We start from the raw sequence: 21,113 nt of genomic DNA, 5'->3' as shown, positions 1-21,113 counted from the left end.
CCTCCGCGAGCGGCCAAAGGGCTCACGCGGGGTGCAACGGCGTATTGGCAAAGCCTGCGGCTGCCACATCGCGGCATAGCCGGTCCCATTGGCAATTGCGGCAGGCGGCGCGGATCGTGTCGGCGGCAAAGGCGGCGCGCAGCGCGGCGATACGTGCGGCCGTCAAATGCAGTTTCGCCCCCGGTGCAATCTCAAGTCCCAAAAGCGCGCCAACGTCACGCGCCGCCGCGGCATCGCGCGCGGTGACGCTGTCCCCATGGCAATGCGGCGTGCGTTCGCACAGCAGCGGCGCGCAGATGTCATCGGGGCCGGTCACGATCTCGATCTCTTCGCCCGCCCCAAGGCGCGGCACGATCGCTGACATATTGACCGTGAAGGCGGGCGTATAGCCGGTGCCCGCGTAGCTCAGCATGCACAAAAGGTGATGCGGTCTAAGACGGATCGTCATGGCGCGGGCCGCGCGGTCATCGGACGGGTGGCGATCGCAAGGGCGGCTGTGGCAAGGGGTGGGGGACAGGATCGGGGCATGCGTTTCCTTTGTGCCTTTGGCATATGTGATTCCCCGTGCGCCCACAGGAGCGCAGATGCCCGGCCCATGCAACCAGATCGCGCGCTGTGCTGCCTGCGACACCCTGCCACATTTACCGAAAAGCGGATGCTGCACCTGCACCTGTCTCGCCCCTGAAACAGATGAGGCAGAACCGCACGGCAAACCGGCTATGCAATGGGTGCAAGTTGTCGCAGTCTTGGATCATCGACCGGCTCTGGGAGGAGCCTCAGACCATCAGGGAGGAAAACGATGGCCAACGACATGCCGCATGAATTCAACGGGGTGATGGTGTCGCCTTTCAAGGCGCGCTACGAAAACTTCATCGGCGGCCAATGGATGCCACCGGTGGGCGGGCAATATTTCGACAACATCACGCCGATCACCGGCGAGAAAGTCTGTGAAGTGGCGCGTTCGGGCGCGGCGGATGTGGAGCTGGCGCTGGATGCAGCCCATGCGGCGCGCGAAGCGTGGGGCACGACCTCGGCGGCGCATCGCTCGAACGTGCTGTTGCAAATTGCCGACCGACTTGAAGAAAACCTCGATCTGCTTGCCGCTGCCGAAACCTGGGACAATGGCAAGCCGATCCGCGAAACCACGGCGGCGGATATTCCGCTTTCGGTCGACCATTTCCGCTATTTCGCGGGCGTGCTGCGCGGTCAAGAAGGCTCGATGTCGGAAATCGACAACGACACGGTCGCCTATCACTATCACGAGCCGCTGGGTGTCGTGGGCCAGATCATCCCGTGGAACTTCTCGATCCTTATGGCGGCATGGAAACTCGCTCCGGCGCTGGCGGCGGGCAACTGCATCGTGCTCAAACCGGCCGAGCAAACGCCCGCTGCGATCATGGTGCTGATCGATGTGATCAAAGACCTGCTGCCGCCGGGCGTTTTGAACATTGTCAACGGCATGGGCCCCGATGTCGGCGCGCCGCTGGCCCGCTCGACCCGGATTGCGAAAATCGCCTTTACCGGCTCCACCGAGACCGGCCGCAAGATCATGCAATACGCGACCGAGAACCTGATCCCGGTGACGTTGGAGCTGGGCGGCAAATCGCCCAATATCTTCTTCTCTGACGTGATGGCGAAGGACGACGCCTTCTTGGATAAAGCGGTCGAGGGCTTCGTGCTTTTTGCCTTCAACCAAGGCGAAGTCTGCACCTGCCCGAGCCGCGCGCTTGTGCAAGAAGACATCTATGAAGAGTTCATCGCCCGCTGCATCGAACGCGTGAAGGCGATCAAACAGGGCGATCCGCGTTTGATGGAAACCATGGTCGGCGCGCAAGCCAGCCGTGAGCAGCAAGACAAGATCATGTCTTACCTCAAGATTGGCCGCGAAGAAGGGGCCGAAGTGCTGACCGGCGGCGATGCGGCACGCCTTGATGGCGATCTGTCGAATGGCTTCTACATCCAGCCGACGATCCTCAAGGGCCACAATAAGATGCGGGTCTTCCAAGAGGAAATCTTTGGCCCGGTCGTGTCGGTGACCACCTTCAAAGACGAAGACGAAGCGCTGCATATCGCCAATGACACGATGTATGGCCTTGGCGCTGGTGTCTGGTCGCGCGATATCAACACCTGCTATCGCTTTGGTCGCCATATTCAGGCCGGGCGCGTCTGGGTGAACAACTACCACGCCTATCCGGCGCATGCGGCTTTTGGCGGTTACAAACAATCGGGCATCGGGCGCGAAACGCACAAGATGATGCTCGACCATTACCAGCAAACCAAGAACATGCTGGTCAGCTACAACCCGAACAAGCTGGGCTTCTTCTGATCCCTCCCCATGGCCCAGCCGGGCCGCCCTGCGGGGCGGCCCCAGAACGCAGCGACCGTCCCCGTTTGGGGGCGGTCGCGCCGTATTTTGCTCGAATGCTGCACATTTTCGCCTTGTCATTTGGAAAAGACGAAAGGCCTTTTTAGGCTTGTTTGCCTAGCGTCCCGAGGGTCCGAGTTCGGGAGTTTTGGTATGTCCCTCCGCAAACAAATCCTACTTTTACCTGTCGTTGCTGCCTTGATCGGGGTGTTGTTGATGTCCGCCGGAATGGTTGTGGTGGGCAAGCAAACCCTTGATGCGGCCTATGAAAACGAGCGCGCGGTGAACGCGGAGACGCTGCGCCTTGCGCTGATTGACAAGGAAACCGAGGCGCTGTCGATGGCGCGCGTCTTGGCCAGTATTCCCGCGTTGCAAGAAGCCGCCGCCAAGCGCGATGACATGGCGATCGAGGCGATCTTGGCGCAGGCTTATGACGATCTGAAAGCCCAGACCGGGCTCAAGCAGATGCAATTTCACATTCCGCCCGCGACGTCGCTGATCCGGCTGCACAAGCTGTCGAAACGTGGCGATGACCTTAGCCCGTTCCGCCAGACCGTGGTGGATGCCAACCGCGATCAAACCTCGGTCGCGGGCTTGGAACGTGGCGTGGCGGGTGTGGGCGCGCGCGGCATCGCCGCAGTGCGCTGGCAGGGGGAACATGTCGGCACCGTCGAGGTGGGCTTCGACATGGATCAGAAATTCTTGGGGGAGATGGCCGAAAACACCGGCAAGAAATACGAATATTACGTGGTGCCCAGTGCCGAGGTGGCCGCCTCCACCGGGGAAGCACTTGATGGGGTCAAGCGCACGGCAGAAACCACGGGCGCCCCGCCGATGCTGGATGCGGCGCAAATCGCGCAGGTGATCGAAACCGGCTCGGTCGATTTTACGCAAGATTTCGCGGGCGAGGCGCATATCGGGCGCGCCATCGCGGTGACCGATTTCTCGGGCGAGATCGCGGGCATTTATGCGATTGCCGCACCGAACCACATGGCCGCGGATATGATTGCGGGCGATCTGAAGATGCTGGGCCTGTCGGTTGTTTTTGCACTTCTTTTCGCGCTGGCTTTCGCGTGGGGCTATGGCAGCCGCATCGTCAATTGCATCTCGCGCATGTCGAAAACCACCCGTGCCATTGCCGAGGGCGATACCTCGGTCGAGGTGCAGGGGCTGCACCGGACCGACGAGATCGGCGCGATGGCGCAAGCGCTTCAGGTGTTCAAGGCGAACCTTGAAGAAAATGCCCGCATGCAAGCCACTTTGGCCGAGGAAGAAGCGGCGCTGAAAGCCGCCGAAGCTGCGCGCCTTGCCCAAGAAGAGGCCGCGCGGGCCGAGCGCGAACAGGCCGCGGCGGAAATGCAAGAACGCCGCCGTCTGCGCGAAGTGGCCGCGCAAGAAGAGGCCGAACGTCAGGCCGCCGAGGCCAAGGCGCGGCTGGCCGATCAAGAACGGGTCGTGCAGGCTTTGGGGCAGGGGCTTCAGGCGCTCGCCGATGGGCATATCTGCGCGCGGATCAGCGCGCCTTTGCCGGGCGAATACGATGTGTTGCGGCAAAACTTCAATGCCGCGCTCGAACAGCTTTGCGCGGCGATGCAGAATATCGATGACAGCGCGATCCGGGTCGATGAAGAGGCGGCGCGTCTGGCCGATGCCTCGACCAAGCTTTCGCACAACACCGAACAAAACGCCGCCGCGCTGGAAGAAACCGCTGCCGCGCTGAATGAGCTGACCAGTTCGGTTTCTTCGGCGGCCGAAGGGGCCTCCAGCGCGCGCCAGATGGCCGATACCGCGCGCGACAATGCCGAAAACGGGGCTACGGTGGTGAAAGAAGCGGTCGCGGCGATGGCCGAGATCGAAACCTCGTCCGAAGCAATTTCGCGCATCACCCATGTGATCGAGGAAATCGCCTTCCAGACCAATCTTCTTGCGTTGAACGCGGGGGTCGAGGCCGCGCGGGCCGGGGAAGCCGGACGGGGCTTTGCCGTTGTGGCCTCTGAGGTGCGGGCGCTGGCGCAGCGGGCTTCGGATGCGGCGCGCGAAATCTCGGATCTGATCACCACCTCCACCACGCAGGTGCAGGGCGGTGTGAAATTGGTGGGCCGCACCGGCGAAGCGTTGGATCATATTCTGACCTCGGTGCGCGACATCCATGCGCGCATGGGCGAGATTGCCTCTTCGGCCGAAGAACAGGCGCGTGGCATCGTCGAGATCAACGGCGCGGTGATGCAGCTTGATCAAACCACGCAGCATATTGCGAATATGACCGATCAGACCGCCGCTTCGGGACGTGCGCTGGCCGCAGAAGGCACGCAGCTTAAGCAGACGGTGGAGAAATTCGATCTGTCGCGGGGCGATGGCGCGCGCGCGACGGCCGCCTAAATTTGGCCGCCACCGGGCCAAGAAAAAGGGGCGCCTGGGGCGCCCCTTTTGCATGATCGACCAGTGGGCCGGGCTTAAGTCTCTGTGCCTTGGCTGGCATATTTGCTGCTTTTCTTCAGGCTTTTGGCGTGGTTCGAAATCCAGTCCATCGCCGCCAGCAGCACGCCCGAGATCACGAAAACAAGGTGGATCACGACCATCCAGATGATCTTTTCTTGCGGATATTTATCCAGATCCATGAAGACCTTAAGCAGGTGAATCCCCGAGATCGCGACGATCGAGGCGACCAATTTCAGCTTCAACGTGGAAAAATCCACCTCGCCTTGCCAATCGGGCCGGTCTTCGTGATCGCCGGTGTCCATGCGCGAGACGAAATTCTCATAGCCCGAGAAAATCACGATCACCAAAAGATTGGCCGCAAGGCTCAGGTCAATCAGCGACAGCGCCCCCATCACCGCGTGGTCGACATCAAGCTGCGGGATTTCCAGCGCGAAATGGTAAAGCTCGACCATGAAGGCCCACAGCAAGATGCCCAGCGTGCCGACAAGGCCCAGATACATCGGCGCCATCAGCCAGCGGCTGGCAAAAAGCACCCGTTCGATTGCGCGTTCCATCAATGTCCCCCTGAAAATCACGGGCCAAAGCCCGGTCGCAATGCGTGCGGCTTAGATAGGCAAGCGGGGCGTGCCTGCAAAGGGTCTTGTCAGTCGCCGCGCCGAAATTGCGAGGGCGTCTTGCCGATCTTGGCATGGAAGCTGCGGGTGAAATAGGCGGGGCTGGCAAAGCCCAGCGTTTCGGCGATGTCTTTCACCGGCACGCGGGTTTCGGCCAAAAGCCGCCGCGCCTCATAAAGGCGGCGTTCTTGCAGCAGTTCCGAGGCCGCGCGCCCGCAATTGGCGCGGCAGGCGCGGGTCAGATGGGTCGCGGTCACGCCCAATTGCGCGGCGTAATCGGCAATGGTGTGGCCAGAGCGGAAATCGCGTTCCAAAAGCGCGGAATACCGCGCCACCAACTTGCGCGCGGGCGGTGTGGGGCGCGCCTCGGCGGGCAGGGCGGCGGTTTGGCGTTCGATCACCACGCTCAGCAGCCCCAGATAATGGCTTGCCGCGCGCTCGGCGCCCGGTCGCCCGCTTTCCAATTCGCGGGTGACGGAATCGATCAGCCCGGTCAGTTCGGCCTGCGCGGCGGTATCGCGGATGCGCAAATGCTGCGCAGCATGGGGCAGCGCCAGATCGGTGTTACGGCCAAAAAAGACGGCCATGCCATGCGTCTGCAACCCGATTTCAAACGCATGCATGACCCCGGCGGGCAAGAAGACGGCGGTGAACGGGCCATAGCCGCGCGTCGTGCCGCCCATGGTGATGCGCCCTTGTCCCCGGGTGAACCACAAAAGGCACGGCTCAGACAGCGCGCGCATCGCCTCCACCCGCCAGCGCCCGCCCTGCACCAGCCGCGCAATCGGCACCACCCGCGGCACCGAGGGGGGCTCGGGCAGGCGCGCCGGCTTGGCTGGGGTGGCTTTGCGCGCCCCGGATTTCGCCCGGGTGGCCTTGGCGGGCTCCGCATCCTGCCGCGCCCCGTCGGGGCGGCGCAGATCAGAACCTTGCGTCGTCATTTGCGACAGCGGGGGGGTGTTGAACAATTTCACAAGCAGCATCCAGACAGCGAAGGATGCGTGAAGAATAGGGGCGAAGGAATTGTTATTGCAATGAAAATTATTTCTATGGGCGGTTTGTCGTCAGCCGCGCAGGATATTGTGCCACGCCCCCATGCGGCTACGAAACCATGTGCGCTGCCGCTTGGCATATTGGCGCGAGGCGGCTTGCGCGCGGGTGATCGCGGTGGCCAGATCGATGGCGCCGCGCAGATGCGCCACCAATTCCGGCGCGCCGATGGCGCGCGCCCATAGCGCGGTTTCATCCCAAAGCGGCAGCATCGCGCGCACCTCGTCCAATGCGCCGTGATCGATCATCTGCGCGAACCGCTGGTCGATCCGCGCGGCCAAGCTGTCGCGGTCCATCTGCACCACCAAAGCCGTGCAATCCGTCAGCGGCAACAGCGGGGGCGGGGTGTCGTCTTGCCAAGCCGCCAAACCGCGCCCGGTGGCCTGCATCACCTCCCACGCGCGCTGCACCCGCATCGGGTTGCGCGGATCGACCCGCGCGGCGGTGGCGGGGTCAAGCTCTGCCAGCATACCCGCATGGCCTTCGGACAGGCGCCGGGCATCGGCCCTTTCGCGCACCTCGGGCGGGGTTGCGGGGATTTCGGCCAGCCCCTCGGTTAGGGCGGTGAAATAAAGCCCCGTGCCGCCCGTGATGATCGGTCGCGCCCCGGTGCCCGCGCGATGGGCAGCAAGAATAGGCGCAAGCTCGCGCAGCCACGCCCCGACCGAGTAATCTTGCCCCGGCGCGACATGGCCATAAAGACAATGCGGGGCGGCGATTTCATCTTGCGCAGAAGGGCGCGCCGACAGCACACGCCAGCACGACCAAACCTGCAAGGCGTCCGCATTCACCACCACGCCACCGGATTTTTGCGCAATTTCAAGGGCCAGCGCAGATTTCCCGCAGGCGGTCGGACCGGCGATCAACACCGGACGATGGGCGGGAATGCTGTCGAAATCGATCATTCGGCCCCCTTCCGGACGCGCGTGGCGGGTTGTAACTGGCGGCCATTTGCGACATTTTGCGCCCCGATGACAACCTGCGATCAGATCGAGGGACCGCGATGACCGACTCTGCCGAGCCGAGTGTGAAATACAAGCGTGTGTTGTTGAAAATTTCCGGTGAGGCATTGATGGGGGATCAGGGCTACGGCCTGCATCCGCCGACGATGGCGCGGATCGCCCGCGAGGTGCAATCGGTCCATGATATGGGGGTCGAGATTTGCATGGTGATCGGTGGCGGCAACATCTTTCGCGGTCTGGCCGGGTCGGCGCAGGGGATGGAACGCACCACCGCCGATTACATGGGGATGCTGGCCACGGTGATGAATGCGCTTGGCATGCAAGCCCAGCTTGAAGCGCTTGGTATTCATACCCGCGTGATTTCGGCGATTCCGATGGATCAGGTCTGTGAACCCTACATCCGCCGCCGCGCGGTGCGTCATCTGGAAAAGAAGCGCATCTGCATTTTCGCGGCGGGCACCGGCAACCCCTATTTCACCACCGATACGGCGGCGACCTTGCGCGCCAATGAAATGACCTGCGAGGCGATCTTCATGGGCAAAAACGGGGTCGACGGGGTCTATGATATGGACCCGAAAAAGCACCCCGAGGCGAAGCGCTACGACACCGTCAGCTATGACGAGGTGTTGCAAAAGAACCTTGGCGTTATGGATGCTTCGGCGATTGCGCTGGCGCGCGACAACAACCTGCCGATCATCGTTTTCCCGCTTGATGAACCGGGCGGTTTCAAGGGCATTTTGGCGGGCAAGGGCACCTATACCCGCGTGCAGGGGTGATGGGCGAACCTTGACCTGATCACGGGGCTGGGTGCGCGCGCTTGGCCCCTATCCAATCGCGCGCCTCGCCGTTATAGAGAAACAGACTGACAAGACCCGGGGGGACCCCATGTCCGAAGAGATTGAAATCGATACCGATGACCTTGAACGCCGCATGGATGGCGCGATGCACGCGCTGAAACATGAATTTGGCACGCTGCGCACCGGACGCGCCTCTGCCACCATGGTCGAACCGATCATGGTCGATGCCTATGGTTCGATGACGCCGATCAACCAAGTCGGCACGATCAACGTGCCCGAGCCGCGCATGGTCACCGTCAATGTCTGGGATAAGGGCTTGATCGCCAAGGTAGAAAAGGCGATCCGCGAATCCGGTTTGGGGATCAACCCGCAAACCAACGGGCCGATCATCATGCTGCCGATCCCCGAGTTGAACGAGGAACGCCGCCGCGAGCTGACCAAGGTCGCCGCGCAATATGCCGAACATGCCCGGGTCGCGGTTCGCAACGTGCGCCGCGATGGCATGGATCAGGTGAAAAAGGCGAAAGCCGCCGGCATGTCGGAAGATGACCAGAAATTCTGGGAATCCGAGATCGAAGACCTGACCAAAAAACATATTGCGGCGGTCGACAAGGCGCTTGAAGAAAAGCAGGCGGAGATCATGCAGGTCTAAGACCCGCAGAAAGGCAGTTCATGGCCGCGACCGAGCCTACCCCCTCCTCGGGGGCCACGACCGGAAACGGCGTAACCGATTACGGCGTGCCGCATGTGGCGATCATCATGGACGGCAACGGCCGTTGGGCCAAGCAACGCGGCTGGCCCCGGTTGGTAGGGCACCGCAAAGGGGCGGAGCGGGTGAAAGAGATCACCCGTGCCTGCCCCGATTTTGGGGTGAAATACCTGACCGTCTATGCCTTTTCGACGGAAAACTGGAAACGCTCGACCGAGGAAGTGCTGGGGCTGATGGCGCTGTTTGCGCGCTATATCCAGCGCGAGGCCGATGTGCTTTCCGCCGAGGGGGTGCGAATGCGCTTTATCGGTGATCGTGGTCCGCTTGATCCCAAGCTGGTGCGGCTGATGGAGGGGATCGAGGCGCGCACGGCCAGCAATACCCGGCTCAACCTGACGGTGGCGATCAACTATGGGGGGCGCGATGAATTGCGCCGCGCCGCGATCCGGCTGGCGCAATCGGCCGTGGCGGGGCATCTGGACCCGGCCGCGATGACCGAGGCGGAATTGTCGGCCAATCTGGATACCGCCGATTTACCCGACCCGGATCTGGTGATCCGCACCTCGGGCGAAACGCGGACCTCGAACTTTTTGCCGTGGCAGGCGGCCTATTCCGAATATGAATTCACGCCGGTGCTGTGGCCCGATTTCACGCCCGCAAAGTTGGCCGAAATTCTGGGGGGCTTTGGCGGGCGTGACCGACGTTTTGGCGGGGTGAAGCCATGAGTGCGAACTGGTCCGATCTGCGCGCGCGCACGCTTTCGGGTCTGGCGATGGTGGCCGTGGGCGGCTTTGCCATCTGGTGGGGCGGCGCGGTCTTTGGGCTGTTGGCCGCGCTTGTTGTCACGCTGATGGTGTGGGAACTGGCACAGATGACCACGCCCGAGGGAGTGTCAGGCCTGCAAGCCAAGGCGCTGGCGGCGCTGGCGGGGGCGCTGACGGTGCTTGTGCTGTTCGTGCCCAATGCGCTGACCCGGATCGCGCTGTTGATCCCGGTGATCGTTGGCACCGCGATGCCGCGCCGCGACAGGCCGATTTTCGCGGCCTATGCCTTTTTCGTCATGGCCACGGGCTATGCGCTGATCATGCTGCACCATTGGATCGGCGCGCTTGGCATCTTGTGGCTGGTGGCGGTGGTCGTTGCCTCTGATGTGGCGGGCTATTTCGCGGGCCGCGCCTTTGGCGGGCCAAAATTCTGGCCGCGGTTTTCGCCCAAGAAAACATGGTCCGGCACGGTGGCGGGCTGGGTCGGCGCGGCGGGGATTGGCTGGCTTTTTTATGCCATGGGCATGGGCAGTTGGGTGCTTATCCCGCTGTCGCCCGTGATCGCCTTTGCGGGCCAGATGGGGGATATTGCGGAAAGCGCGATCAAGCGCCGCACCGGCGTGAAAGACAGCTCCAGCCTGATTCCGGGGCATGGCGGGCTGTTGGACCGTTTCGATGCGCTGATTGGCGCAGTTTCCATTTTGCTGCTGATCTATCCTCTATTGCCGCAGAACTTTTTCGGAGGATAAGACATGCGTCGCGTTTCGGTTTTCGGGGCCACCGGCTCGATCGGGGTCAATACGCTTGATCTGATCGCCCGCCGTCCGGGCGCGTTTCAGGTGGTGGCTCTGTCGGGTGGGCGCAATGTAAAATTGCTGGCCGAACAGGCGCGCCAATTCAACGCCGAGATCGCCGTCACCGCGCATGAAGACTGTCTGCCCGCATTGCGCGAGGCGCTTGCGGGCACGGGGACCGAGGTCGCGGCGGGCAAAGCGGCTTTGGTCGAGGCTGCGCTGCGTCCGGCGGATTGGGTGATGAGCGCGATTGTCGGTGCCGCGGGGCTTGCGCCGGGCTTTGCCGCGCTGTCGCAAGGCACGACGCTGGCGCTGGCCAACAAGGAATCGCTCGTCACCGCCGGGCCACTTCTGCTGGCCGAAGCGAAAAAGCATGGCGCACGCATTTTGCCCGTCGATAGCGAGCATTCCGCCGTGTTTCAGGCGCTGGTGGGCGAAGATATGGCTGCGGTTGAACGCGTCATCATCACCGCCTCGGGCGGGGCATTCCGCGATTGGCCGCTGGAAAAGCTAAAGGATGCCACGGTCGCCCAAGCCTCCACCCACCCGAATTGGGCGATGGGGCAACGCATCACCATCGACAGCGCCTCGATGTTCAATAAAGCGATGGAGCTGATTGAAACCAAAGAGTTCTTTGGCCTGCCGCCAGAAAAGATCGAAACCATCGTGCATCCGGAATCGCTTATTCATGCGCTGGTGGGGTTCAAGGATGGCGCGCTGATGGCGCATCTGGGCGCGCCCGATATGCGCCATGCCATTGGCTATGCGCTCAACTGGCCCGAACGCGAAGATCTGCCGGTTGAGCGGCTCGATCTGGCCAAGATCGGCTCGCTGACCTTGCGCGCGCCCGATGAGGTGCGGTTCCCGGCGCTGCGGCTGGCGCGCGAAACCATGGCGATGGGCGGCACGGCGGGCGCGGCCTTCAACGCCGCCAAGGAAGCCGCGCTGGATGCTTTTATCGGCGAGGAAATCGGTTTTCTGGCAATGACCACACTGGTCGAGCAGGTGCTATCGGAAATGACCGCGCATCATGACCTTGGAAAACCGCTCGCCAATCTCGATATGGTCTATGAGACCGACGCCACGGCGCGCGCCCTTGCGCGTCAGATGATCCCGAGCCTGAGGACCTGACCTTTGGAATTTCTGCCCGATTTCGGCAACCTGCTTTACACCATCGTCGCCTTCATCCTGGCCCTGTCTGTCATCGTCACGGTGCATGAATATGGCCATTACATCATTGGCCGTCTTTGCGGCATCAAGGCAGAGGCGTTTTCGATCGGCTTTGGCCCGACGCTGATCAGCCGCACCGACAAACACGGCACGGTCTGGAAGCTGTCGGCCATTCCCGCCGGGGGCTATGTGAAATTTCTGGGCGATGCCAATGCCGCTTCGGCCAATCCCGATGAGGGCAAGATGGCGAGCCTGAGCCCGGCAGAACGGCGCCAGACCATGCATGGCGCGCCGCTTTGGGCGCGGGCGGCCACGGTCGCGGCGGGGCCGGTGTTCAATTTCATTCTGTCGATCTTCGTCTTTGGCGCGGCGATCTGGTGGCAAGGCACCGCGGTCGAGCCGCCGCGCGTGGCCGAGATTGTCGCCCTTCCGCAAGGCTCGGGTGATCTGCGCCCGGGGGATGCGGTGCTGGCCATCGAAGGGGTGGATCTGCCCGATTACAGTGCGGTGATGGATATCCCCACGCCGAACACGCCGTTTTTGACCTATCGCATCAATCGCGATGGCACCGATATGGAGGTCAAAGGCCCGCAAATCGCGCCACCGCGCGCCGATATGGTGGTGCCGCAATCGGCGGGCTATGAGGCGGGTTTGCAAACGGGCGATGTGATCACCGCAATCGACGGGCAAGAAATCTGGCGGTTCGAAGATATTGTTGCGGCCGTGGACGCGGGCGAGGGCGCGCCGCTGGATCTGCAAATCTGGCGCCCCGGCGAAGACGGCGCGGGCGAGACGCTTGATATCACGCTGGCGCCGAAGATCATCGATATTCCGCAAGCCGATGGTAGCTTTGAAAGCGACTACAAGATCGGGTTGATGGCGGGCATGGGCTTTTCGCCGCAAACCGAGCGCGGCGGCGCGGGCGCGGCGCTGGTCAATGGGGCGAAACAGACTTGGATGACCGTCACCGCCTCGGTCTCGGCCATCGAAAATATGGTGCTGGGCAATATCTCAAGCTGCAACCTGCGCGGCGCAATCGGCATTGCCGAAGGGTCTGCGGCGGCGGCCAAAAGTGGCGTGGCCGATTTCATCTGGTTCATCGCGCTTTTGTCCACGGCGGTCGGTTTCATCAACCTGATGCCGATTCCCGTGCTGGACGGCGGGCATTTGATGTTCCATGTCTGGGAAGCGGTGACCGGCAAGCCGCCCTCGGATCGGGTGATGTCGATGCTGGTGTCGGTCGGTCTGGCGCTGGTGCTGAGCCTGATGGCCTTTGGTCTTTGGAACGACCTAAGCTGCTAAGCGGCACCAGCCCAAACGAGCCAGCGGCGCGGCGCACCCGCGCCGCCACACCCAAACGCCGCGATTTTGACACATTCAGCCCAAATTGCGCCGTAATAGCGCGTTAGATCACGCCTGAAGGATAGGGAGTGGTCTCATGACGATGGTTCTGGCCGAAGGATATCGCGGTTTGTCGCTGGTCTGGGACCTTGCGCTGGATCGTCTTTTGATGCCTGCGGCGATCCTTGTGGCACTGACCGGGGCGGCGGTGATCGGCGTGCAGATGCACGAGATCATGACCCCGGGGCCGGTGCCGTCTTTCCAACTTTGATCTTGCTTGGGCGGGCCGCTCAGTCGCTTTGACAAGGCCGGTCTTTCTCGCTAGTCACTTTCTGGACGTTGCGAAAAAGATCTGGCGGGGTGAAGGCAATGACAAACCGGCTGCAGGGGGCTTTGCCCAAGGCAAGCAAGCGTGTGCTGGGCCGCCGTGCGCGGACCTTGGCCGCAACAACTTTTCTGGCCTTTGCGCTGCCCGTCAGCTTTGTTGCCGCCCCGGTGCTGGCGCAAAGCTATGCGTTCCAAAAAGTCGTGATTGAGGGCAATGAGCGGGTCGAGCCGGAAACGATTCTGGGCTTTGCCGCCATCGCCAAGGGGCAGACGCTGGGCGCTGGCGCGCTTAATGATGCCTATCAGCGCCTGCAAGGGTCGGGCCTGTTTGAAACGGTCGAGCTGGTGCCGCGCGGCAATACGCTGGTGATCAAGGTCGCGGAATATCCCACCGTCAACATCGTCGATTTCGAGGGCAATAAGATACTTAAGGATGAGGTGCTGACGACGCTGGTCAAGACCCAGCCGCGGCGCGTCTTCTCGCCTGCCTTGGTCGAAGCCGATGCCGCCGCCATGGCCGAAGGCTATGCCGAGGCGGGGCGGTTGAACGTGCGCATCGATCCCAAGGTGATCAAGCGCGCGGGCAACCGCGTCGACGTTGTCTTCGAGATCAAGGAAGGCGCCGTGTCCGAGGTGAACCGGATCCGCTTCACCGGCAACCGCGCCTATTCCGACCGTCGTCTGCGCGATGTGTTGGGCACGAAACAGGCCGGTATCTTGCACCGCCTGATCCAGCGCGACACCTTTGTGGCGGATCGGATCGCGCTTGATCGGCAGATGCTGATCGATTTCTACCGCTCGCGCGGCTATCCGGATGTGGAAGTGGCGGGCGTGTCGTCCGAGATGACGCGCGACCGCGAAAGCTTCTTCATGACCTTCAACATCCGCGAAGGGCAGCAATATCATTTCGGCAAGACCGGCGTGGTGTCCGAAGTCAGCGAGCTTGAGGCCGCCGATTTCGAAAAGCTGGTCAAGATTCGCGAAGGCGCGATCTATTCGCCCGCCGCCATAGATTACGCGGTGACGCGGATCGAAGAGGTGGCGCTGCGCGAAGGGGCGAATTTCGTGCGCGTCGATCCGCGCATCACCCGCGATCCGCGCACGCAAACGCTGAATGTCGAATTCGCGCTTGTGCGCGGCCCGCGTGTCTTCGTGGAACGCATCGATATCGAGGGCAATACGACCACGCTCGACAGCGTGATCCGGCGCGAATTCAATGCGGTCGAAGGCGACCCCTTCAACCCGCGCGAAATCAAGAATTCCGCTGAACGCATTCGCGCGCTTGGCTTCTTTTCCAATGCCGATGTGGAGGCACGTCAGGGCAGCGGCAGCGATCAGGTTGTTGTCGATGTCAATGTGGAGGAACAGCCCACCGGCTCGCTGTCCTTCGGGGCAAGCTATGGCGCGTCGCAGGGCTTTGGCGTGAGTGCCGCGCTGGAAGAAAGCAACTTCCTTGGCCGCGGGCAATATCTGGGCGTTTCGATCGGCACCACCGCCGACAACCAGCAAAACTCCATCGATTTCATGGAGCCGCATCTTTTGGGGCGCGATCTGCAAGGCCGCATCCGGCTGTGGTATAACACCTCCGAAGACGACAATTCGGATTTCGATACCAAGATGATGGGCATTTCGCCCTCGATCGAATTCCCGATCACCCGCAATGCGCGGCTTGCCCTGCGCTACACCTGGGAGCGCAACGAGCTAAGCGGGGTCACAAGCCTGGCCGAGGCTTTGGCCGATTCCACGATTGATGACAATTACTACTCCTCGCCGATCTTGGTGGCCGAGCAAGGCGCGCGCGACAGTTCCTCAATCGGGTATACCTACACGTTTGACACCCGGCGCACCGGGATCGACCCGCGCTACGGCTTCACCTTCCGGCTGAGCCAAGACATTTATGGTCTGGGCGGCGATGTCGAAGCGCTGAAAACCACCGCGCTGTTGCGCGCCGAACGTAAGCTGTTCCATGAAGATGTGACGGTGCGCGCCGAGTTGGAAGGCGGGGCAATTGCCGCGCGCGGCGGCACGGCGCTGACGGTGCTGGATCGTTTCTCGGGCTCTGGCAAGGTGCGTGGCTTTGAAACCTGGGGCTACGGCCCGCGCGACTTCGACCCGACCTTCGCCGGGCGAAGCAATGAAGATGCGCTTGGCGGCAAATATTTCGCCGCGCTGCGCCTGGAAAGCGAATTCCCCGTCGGTCTTCCCGAGGAATATGGCATCCATGGCGGTGTCTTCTTCGACGTTGGGTCGCTTTGGGGCCTTGATAACACCGCTGGTTCCTTCGGGACGGTCGATGACGGCATGCATGTGCGGTCTTCGGTCGGGCTGTCGGTGTTTTGGGATTCCGCCCTTGGCCCGCTGCGGCTGAACTTCTCGAAGGCGCTCAAGAAAGAAGATTATGACCTTGAGCAATCCTTCGATTTGACGCTTTCGACGTCGTTCTGAGCCGGGCGGATGCGCCGTTTGTGCGATAAGATGGAAGGGCCGGGGGGCATCCCCGGCCTTTTGCGCGCCGGGCTGGTGGCGGTGTTGCTGCTGGTGCCGCAAGCCGCGCCGCTTATCGCCCAAGAAGGGGCGCCGCAAACCGTGCCCATTGCGCCCGCGCCGATGCGCATGCCGGTGCTGACGCTGGATGTGGAGCGGCTGTTTGAAACGACGCTTTGGGGCAAGCGGATCATGTCGGAATTGGCTCAGGAATCCGCGGCCCTGACGGCGGAAAACAACCGCATTGCCGAGGATCTGATTGCCGAGGAAAAGGCGCTGACGGATCGCCGTGCCACCTTGTCGCCCGAGGCGTTTCGGGCCGAGGCCGATGCCTTTGACGCGCGCGCCACCGGCATCCGCAATGCGCAAAAGGCCAAGGCGCAGGCGTTAAACCAAAGCTTTGAAACCCGGCGGCAAGATTTCTACGTCGGGATTGCGCCCTTGATGGATGAACTTCTGGCCGCGCGCGAAGCGGTGGTGCTTTTGGACCGCCGTGCGATTATTCGCGGATTCGAGGCCGCCGATATCACCGAAGATCTGGCCGCTTTGGTCGATGCCCGTCTGGGCGATGGTGCCGCGCGGGAGGCGGCGGTGCGTGCGCAAAGAAACGGCACGCAAGGCGCTGAAACCCCGTCGCAAAATGGTCTCGATGCCGGGCAGGGCGATCCCACACGGCCCGCCGCCGAAGGGGCGGGTGAAGGCGCGCCTGCACCGACGGATGCGACGACGGGCAACTAGGCGCGGCGACGCCCCGGCTTGAAAACCCCGCCCGGCAAGGCTAGCAAAGCGCAAAGGCTGATGCGTTTCTGGAAGGACAGAAGATGAGTGACCCCGCCCCCTACAGCTCTGCCGATCTGAGCCTGATCAAGCGGATCATTCCGCATCGCTACCCGTTTTTGATGATCGACAAGGTGCGCGATATCGTGCCGTTTGAAAGCGCGGTGGGGATCAAATGCATCACCAATAACGAGCCGCAATTCACCGGCCATTTCCCCGAAGAGCCGGTGATGCCGGGCGTGATGATCGTCGAGGCGATGGCGCAAACGGCGGCTGTGGTGGTCGGCATTTCGATGAATGTGATCGACAAGCCCTTGGGCACCTATTTCATGGCGATCGACGGCTGTCGCTTCCGCCGCAAGGTTGTGCCGGGCGATGTGCTGGAAATGAAAGTGACCGTGAAACGCGGCGGCGGCAAAGTCTGGAAGTTCGAAGGGGAATCCTTCGTCGAGGGGCAACTGGCCGCACAGGCCGAGTTCACCGCGATGATGGACCTGAAGGGCTGATCATGGCAAGCGAGGCGCAGGCGCATATCCACCCGTCAGCGGTGATCGAGCCGGGGGCCGAGATCGGGCCGGGCTGCCGCATCGGGCCGTTTTGCCATATCGGCCCCGAGGTGAAGCTGGGCGCGGATGTCGAGCTGAAATCCCACGTGGTGATTGCGGGCGATACAACGATTGGCCCCGGCACAGTGGTCTTTCCCTTCGCCTCGCTGGGGCAGATCCCGCAAGATCTGAAATATCGCGGCGAAAAGACCAAGCTGGTGATCGGGGCGCGCAACCGCATCCGCGAATATGTGACGATGAATTGCGGCACCGAGGGCGGCGGCGGCATCACACGTGTGGGCGATGACGGGCTGTTCATGTCCAGCAGCCATGTGGCGCATGATGTGACGATTGGCGACCGGGTGATTTTGGTCAATTCCGTCGCCGTAGCGGGGCATTGCGTGCTGGAAGACGATGTGATCGTGGGCGGGCTGTCGGGTGTGCACCAATGGGTGCGCATCGGCCATGGTGCGATCATCGGTGCGCTGAGCAAGGTGGTTGCCGATGTGATCCCGCATGCTTTGGTCGCCGGGCCGCGCGGCGAGATCGAGGGGCTGAACCTTGTCGGGCTGAAACGGCGCGGGGTGGACCGCAAAGAGATTGCCGCCTTGCGCGCGCTTTACAGTGAATTGGGGGCGGGGAATTTCCGCGAACAAGCGCGGCGCGCCGCCGAAGAGGGCACCGAAAGCCCGCTGGCGCGCGAGGTGCTGGAGTTCATCCTTGGTCCCTCCGACCGCAGCTTCTTGACGCCCAAATGAGTGCGGTGGGCTCTGAAACCGCGCTGATCGCGGGGCAGGGCGCGCTGCCCGCGCATCTGGCTTCCGTGGCGCCCGATATGCTGGTTTGTGCACTGGAGGGTGCGCCCGCGCCGTTGCCGGGGCGCGATGTTTTGCAGTTCCGTGTGGAACGTCTGGTGCCGCTGTTTGACGCGCTGGCCGAACGTGGGGTGACGCGCGTGTGCATGGCGGGCGCGATGCAGCGCCCCCGGCTTGATCCCGAAATGTTCGACCCGCGCACCGCCGCGCTGGTGCCGCGCCTTGTGGGCGCGATGCAGGCGGGCGACGATGCCACTTTGCGCGCGGTGATTGGCCTGTTTGAAGAATTCGGCTTCGAGGTGATCGGCGCCGATACGATTTGCCCCGATCTGGTGCCGGGCGCGGGGGTGTTGTGCGGCGCCCCAAGCCCCGAAGACGAGGCCGATGCGGCCCGTGCCGCAAAGATTGTCGCCGCGCTTGGCACGGTGGACGTGGGCCAAGGCGCAGTGGTCGCGCGCGGGCTGTGTTTGGCGGTCGAGGCGCTGCCGGGCACCGATGCGATGCTTGATTTCGTGGCCGCCCATCGCGCCTTGGTGCCGGCGCCCAAGGCGGGCGTGTTTTACAAGGCGCCGAAGCCGGGGCAGGATCGGCGCATCGATCTGCCCGCGCTTGGGCCGCAAACGGTGCAAAAGGTCGCCGCTGCCGGTTTGGCCGGGATTGTGTTCGAAGCAGGCGGCGTGCTGCTGATCGACCGCGCGGCGACGCTTGCCGCGGCCGAAAGCGCCGGAATTTTCCTGTGGGGCCGCGCTTCATGAAGCTGTTTGTTGTCGCCGGTGAAGCCTCGGGCGACAAGCTCGGCGCGGCGCTGATGGCGGCGATGAAAGAAATGGCTCCGGGTGTGGAGTTTGTGGGCATCGGCGGGCCCGCGATGCAGGCCGAAGGGCTCGACAGCCTGTTCGCGATGGAAGAACTTTCGGTGATGGGGCTGGCCGAGGTGCTGCCGCGTTATCGCGCGCTCAAACGTCGGATCGCGCAGACCGCGCAGGCGGTGATCGACACCGCACCAGACGCGCTGATCACCGTCGACAGCCCCGATTTCTGCCTGCGCGTCGCGCGGATCGTGAAAGCGGCGCGGCCCGCGCAAAAGACGGTGCATTACGTTGCCCCCTCGGTCTGGGCGTGGCGGCCCGGGCGCGCGGTGAAAATGGCCGAAGTGATCGATCATGTGCTGGCGCTTTTGCCCTTTGAACCGCCCTATATGACGGCGGCGGGGATGAGCTGCGATTTTGTCGGCCATCCGGTGGTGGCCGAGCCGCGCGCGACCGAGGCCGAGGCGATAGCCTTTCGTGAAACCTATATGATCGGCCCCGATCAACCCTTGGCCTTGTGCCTGCCCGGCTCGCGCATGAGCGAGGTGAAACGGCTTGGCGCGCGCTTTGACGAGGCGTTGATGCAATTGCGCGACCGTGATCCGGGGCTGCGTGTTGTTGTGCCAACCGTGCGCGGCGTGGCGAAATTGGTGCGCGATATGGCGGCGCGCTGGCCCGTCGCGCCGATTGTGGTGGAAGAGGCGGGGGATAAACGCGCGGCCTTTGCTGCCGCCGATCTGGCGCTTGCGGCAAGCGGCACGGTCAGTCTGGAACTGGCCGCCAATCGCACGCCGATGGTGATTGGCTATGACGCCAGTTTTCTAAGCTGGCATATCCTGTCGCGGATGCTGCGCATCGATACGGTGACACTGGTCAATCTGGTTTCAGAGACCCGCGCGGTGCCCGAATTCCTTGGCCCCGCCTGCCGGTCGGGGCCGATGGCGGCGGCGCTTCTGGATCTTTTGGAAGATCCCGAAAAACGTGCCGCACAAATGGCGGCGATGGAGCTGACGATGCAGCGTTTGGGGGCGGGCGGCGCGCCACCGGGGCAGCGGGCGGCGCAATCGGTTTTGACGTTTCTGAACCGTTAGAATTTCGCCAGCGTCACGCCCGCCGCCGCCAAACGGTTGCGCAGGGCTTGCGCCAGCGCCAGTGCCTCGGGCGTGTCCCCATGCAGACAGATCGTGTCGATCCGGGCCGGAATTCGATGGCCGTTTTCAGACAAGATTGCGCCCGCGCGCAGCATCGCCAAAATGCGGCTTGCCGCTGTTTCGGCGTCATGCAGCACCGCGCCGGGCAGGGACCGGTCGCGCAAGGTGGCATCGTCGTTATAGGCGCGATCGGCGAAAATCTCGCCCGCCCAAGCGGCATTCAGCGCCTTGGCCGCCTGTTCTTGCGCGGTGGCGGCCAGCACCATGATCCGCAGATCGGGCACCACCGCGCGCGCTGCCGCGTAGCAGGCCTGTGCCAAATCAGCATCCTCTGACGCCATATTGGCCAGCGCCCCATGCAGCTTGAAATGGCGCAATTTCAGACCGTTGGCCTGTGCCACGGCTTGCGCCGCGCCGGTTTGAAAGGCGATCAGATCGGTGATTTCAGGCAGGCGCAGCGGCATCCTTGTGCGGCCAAAATTGGCCCGGTCGTCAAAGCCCGGATGCGCGCCAAGGCCCACGCCCTTGGCCGCCGCCAGCCGCATCACCCGCGCCATTTCCAGCGGCCCGCCCGCATGCAGCCCGCAACAAATATTGGCCGAGGTCACCACATCGCACAGTGCGGCATCCGCGCCCGCGCCTTCGCCCATATCGGCATTCAGATCGACCTGCATTCACGCCTCCTCATCGCCGCGCACCACGCCCGAAATCAACTGGTAGCCCAGCAGATCGGGAATGTCATGCGGGCGCCGGATCAGCGGGCGCAGCGCCTTGCGCAGCCCGGCCAAAAGCATGGGCTCGGGCGGCGTGACCTGCGCGGCTTCGTCAAGTGTGATCGGCACAAACCACAGCGCGGTGCCGGGGCGCGCCTGCGCGACCACCGGCAGATCGGCGGGGATCACCGTGCCAAGGCGGGGATAGCCGCCGATGGTTTGACAATCGGCCAGAAGGATCGTCGGCGTGCCCGCGCCGGTCGTTTGAATATCGCCGGGCGTGATGAAATCGGACAAAAGCCCTGCGGTTTGACTGGCAAAGGGGGCGCCATCGTGGACAAGCGCCACCCCTTGCCGGTTCGCCGCGCCTGCGGTGAACCGCGTGGCAAAGGCGCGCTTGCGGGTCTGGGCGTCAAAGAGCGCGCTTTGCGGCCCATCCATCACCCGAAGCCGCCCGCCTGCAAAGCGGGTCGGGGCGGGCAAGATC

General features: G+C 63.0%; 20 protein-coding genes and 1 pseudogene. 15 read left to right on the top strand and 6 right to left on the bottom strand.

All coding sequences use genetic code 11. From position 1 onward, the window contains the following. Window positions 1-22: 22 nt before the first annotated feature. Window positions 23-448 carry a DUF1284 domain-containing protein gene (locus tag CKO11_RS03845; protein ID WP_223633120.1) on the bottom strand — a complete coding sequence of 142 codons (426 nt, stop codon included), beginning with the start codon at window positions 446-448 and terminating at the stop codon, window positions 23-25. Window positions 449-799: 351 nt separating this feature from the next. Between CKO11_RS03845 and adh the strand changes: the two genes are divergently transcribed. Further along, window positions 800-2,326, top strand: a complete 1,527-nt coding sequence (gene adh, locus CKO11_RS03840) for an aldehyde dehydrogenase (protein ID WP_223633117.1) — start codon at window positions 800-802, stop codon at window positions 2,324-2,326. A gap of 255 nt (window positions 2,327-2,581) precedes the next feature. Beyond that, a complete protein-coding gene (locus CKO11_RS03835; protein ID WP_223633115.1) occupies window positions 2,582-4,744 on the top strand; it encodes a methyl-accepting chemotaxis protein in 2,163 nt (720 codons plus the stop codon). 74 nt (window positions 4,745-4,818) lie between these two features. On the opposite strand, the gene CKO11_RS03830 is transcribed toward CKO11_RS03835, so the two are convergent. From CKO11_RS03830 to miaA, 3 genes are all read right to left on the bottom strand, one after another. Then, a complete protein-coding gene (locus tag CKO11_RS03830) occupies window positions 4,819-5,358 on the bottom strand; it encodes a TIGR00645 family protein (protein ID WP_223633113.1) in 540 nt (179 codons plus the stop codon). Window positions 5,359-5,447: 89 nt separating this feature from the next. Beyond that, window positions 5,448-6,392 carry an AraC family transcriptional regulator gene (locus CKO11_RS03825; RefSeq protein WP_223633111.1) on the bottom strand — a complete coding sequence of 315 codons (945 nt, stop codon included), beginning with the start codon at window positions 6,390-6,392 and terminating at the stop codon, window positions 5,448-5,450. A 90-nt stretch (window positions 6,393-6,482) separates the two neighbouring features. After that, window positions 6,483-7,373: a tRNA (adenosine(37)-N6)-dimethylallyltransferase MiaA gene (miaA, locus tag CKO11_RS03820; RefSeq protein WP_223633109.1), complete on the bottom strand. Its 891-nt coding sequence runs from the start codon at window positions 7,371-7,373 to the stop codon at window positions 6,483-6,485. A 98-nt stretch (window positions 7,374-7,471) separates the two neighbouring features. On the opposite strand from miaA, the gene pyrH reads away from it, so the two are divergent. The 13 genes from pyrH (at window position 7,472) to lpxB (ending at window position 19,853) form a co-directional block, all read left to right on the top strand. Beyond that, window positions 7,472-8,206 carry a UMP kinase gene (pyrH, locus tag CKO11_RS03815; RefSeq protein ID WP_223633107.1) on the top strand — a complete coding sequence of 245 codons (735 nt, stop codon included), beginning with the start codon at window positions 7,472-7,474 and terminating at the stop codon, window positions 8,204-8,206. 109 nt (window positions 8,207-8,315) lie between these two features. Beyond that, a complete protein-coding gene (frr, locus tag CKO11_RS03810) occupies window positions 8,316-8,879 on the top strand; it encodes a ribosome recycling factor (RefSeq protein ID WP_223633104.1) in 564 nt (187 codons plus the stop codon). Between the two features lie 107 nt (window positions 8,880-8,986). After that, a complete protein-coding gene (uppS, locus tag CKO11_RS03805) occupies window positions 8,987-9,661 on the top strand; it encodes a polyprenyl diphosphate synthase (protein ID WP_223633562.1) in 675 nt (224 codons plus the stop codon). Continuing rightward, window positions 9,658-10,449: a phosphatidate cytidylyltransferase gene (locus CKO11_RS03800; protein ID WP_223633102.1), complete on the top strand. Its 792-nt coding sequence runs from the start codon at window positions 9,658-9,660 to the stop codon at window positions 10,447-10,449. Before uppS ends, CKO11_RS03800 begins: the two co-directional genes overlap by 4 nt. Window positions 10,450-10,452: 3 nt before the next feature. Then, on the top strand, window positions 10,453-11,625 hold the full coding sequence (gene dxr, locus CKO11_RS03795; RefSeq protein ID WP_223633100.1) for a 1-deoxy-D-xylulose-5-phosphate reductoisomerase: 1,173 nt from the start codon (window positions 10,453-10,455) through the stop codon (window positions 11,623-11,625). A gap of 3 nt (window positions 11,626-11,628) precedes the next feature. Then, on the top strand, window positions 11,629-12,966 hold the full coding sequence (gene rseP, locus CKO11_RS03790) for an RIP metalloprotease RseP (protein ID WP_223633097.1): 1,338 nt from the start codon (window positions 11,629-11,631) through the stop codon (window positions 12,964-12,966). Between the two features lie 136 nt (window positions 12,967-13,102). Beyond that, window positions 13,103-13,276, top strand: coding sequence for a hypothetical protein (locus tag CKO11_RS03785; protein WP_223633095.1), 174 nt, complete (start codon window positions 13,103-13,105; stop codon window positions 13,274-13,276). 98 nt (window positions 13,277-13,374) lie between these two features. Next, on the top strand, window positions 13,375-15,777 hold the full coding sequence (bamA, locus tag CKO11_RS03780) for an outer membrane protein assembly factor BamA (protein WP_223633093.1): 2,403 nt from the start codon (window positions 13,375-13,377) through the stop codon (window positions 15,775-15,777). 9 nt (window positions 15,778-15,786) lie between these two features. Continuing rightward, window positions 15,787-16,554: an OmpH family outer membrane protein gene (locus tag CKO11_RS03775; protein WP_223633091.1), complete on the top strand. Its 768-nt coding sequence runs from the start codon at window positions 15,787-15,789 to the stop codon at window positions 16,552-16,554. 83 nt (window positions 16,555-16,637) lie between these two features. Further along, entirely contained in the window at window positions 16,638-17,099 is a 462-nt protein-coding gene (fabZ, locus tag CKO11_RS03770; RefSeq protein WP_223633087.1) for a 3-hydroxyacyl-ACP dehydratase FabZ, read from the top strand. A gap of 2 nt (window positions 17,100-17,101) precedes the next feature. Further along, the gene (gene lpxA, locus CKO11_RS03765; protein ID WP_223633084.1) at window positions 17,102-17,896 is read left to right on the top strand and encodes an acyl-ACP--UDP-N-acetylglucosamine O-acyltransferase; all 795 of its coding nucleotides are present in this window, start codon (window positions 17,102-17,104) and stop codon (window positions 17,894-17,896) included. Further along, window positions 17,893-18,708 (top strand): LpxI family protein, encoded by an 816-nt coding sequence (locus tag CKO11_RS03760; RefSeq protein WP_223633082.1) that lies wholly within the window; start codon window positions 17,893-17,895, stop codon window positions 18,706-18,708. The genes lpxA and CKO11_RS03760 overlap by 4 nt, the downstream gene beginning before the upstream one ends. Beyond that, window positions 18,705-19,853, top strand: a complete 1,149-nt coding sequence (lpxB, locus tag CKO11_RS03755; protein WP_223633080.1) for a lipid-A-disaccharide synthase — start codon at window positions 18,705-18,707, stop codon at window positions 19,851-19,853. Before CKO11_RS03760 ends, lpxB begins: the two co-directional genes overlap by 4 nt. Here the strand turns inward: lpxB and CKO11_RS03750 are convergent. Beyond that, window positions 19,850-20,587: a LamB/YcsF family protein gene (locus CKO11_RS03750; RefSeq protein WP_223633078.1), complete on the bottom strand. Its 738-nt coding sequence runs from the start codon at window positions 20,585-20,587 to the stop codon at window positions 19,850-19,852. The genes lpxB and CKO11_RS03750 overlap by 4 nt on opposite strands. Then, window positions 20,588-21,113, bottom strand: a pseudogene (locus tag CKO11_RS03745) (biotin-dependent carboxyltransferase family protein); the annotation flags it as partial. It lies immediately after the preceding gene.

This window comes from Rhodobacter sp. TJ_12, from assembly GCF_020023995.1.
GTDB lineage: Bacteria > Pseudomonadota > Alphaproteobacteria > Rhodobacterales > Rhodobacteraceae > Rhodobacter.
Note: the sequence above shows the minus strand (reverse complement) of the source record. Positions and strands in the feature narration are given on the sequence as shown.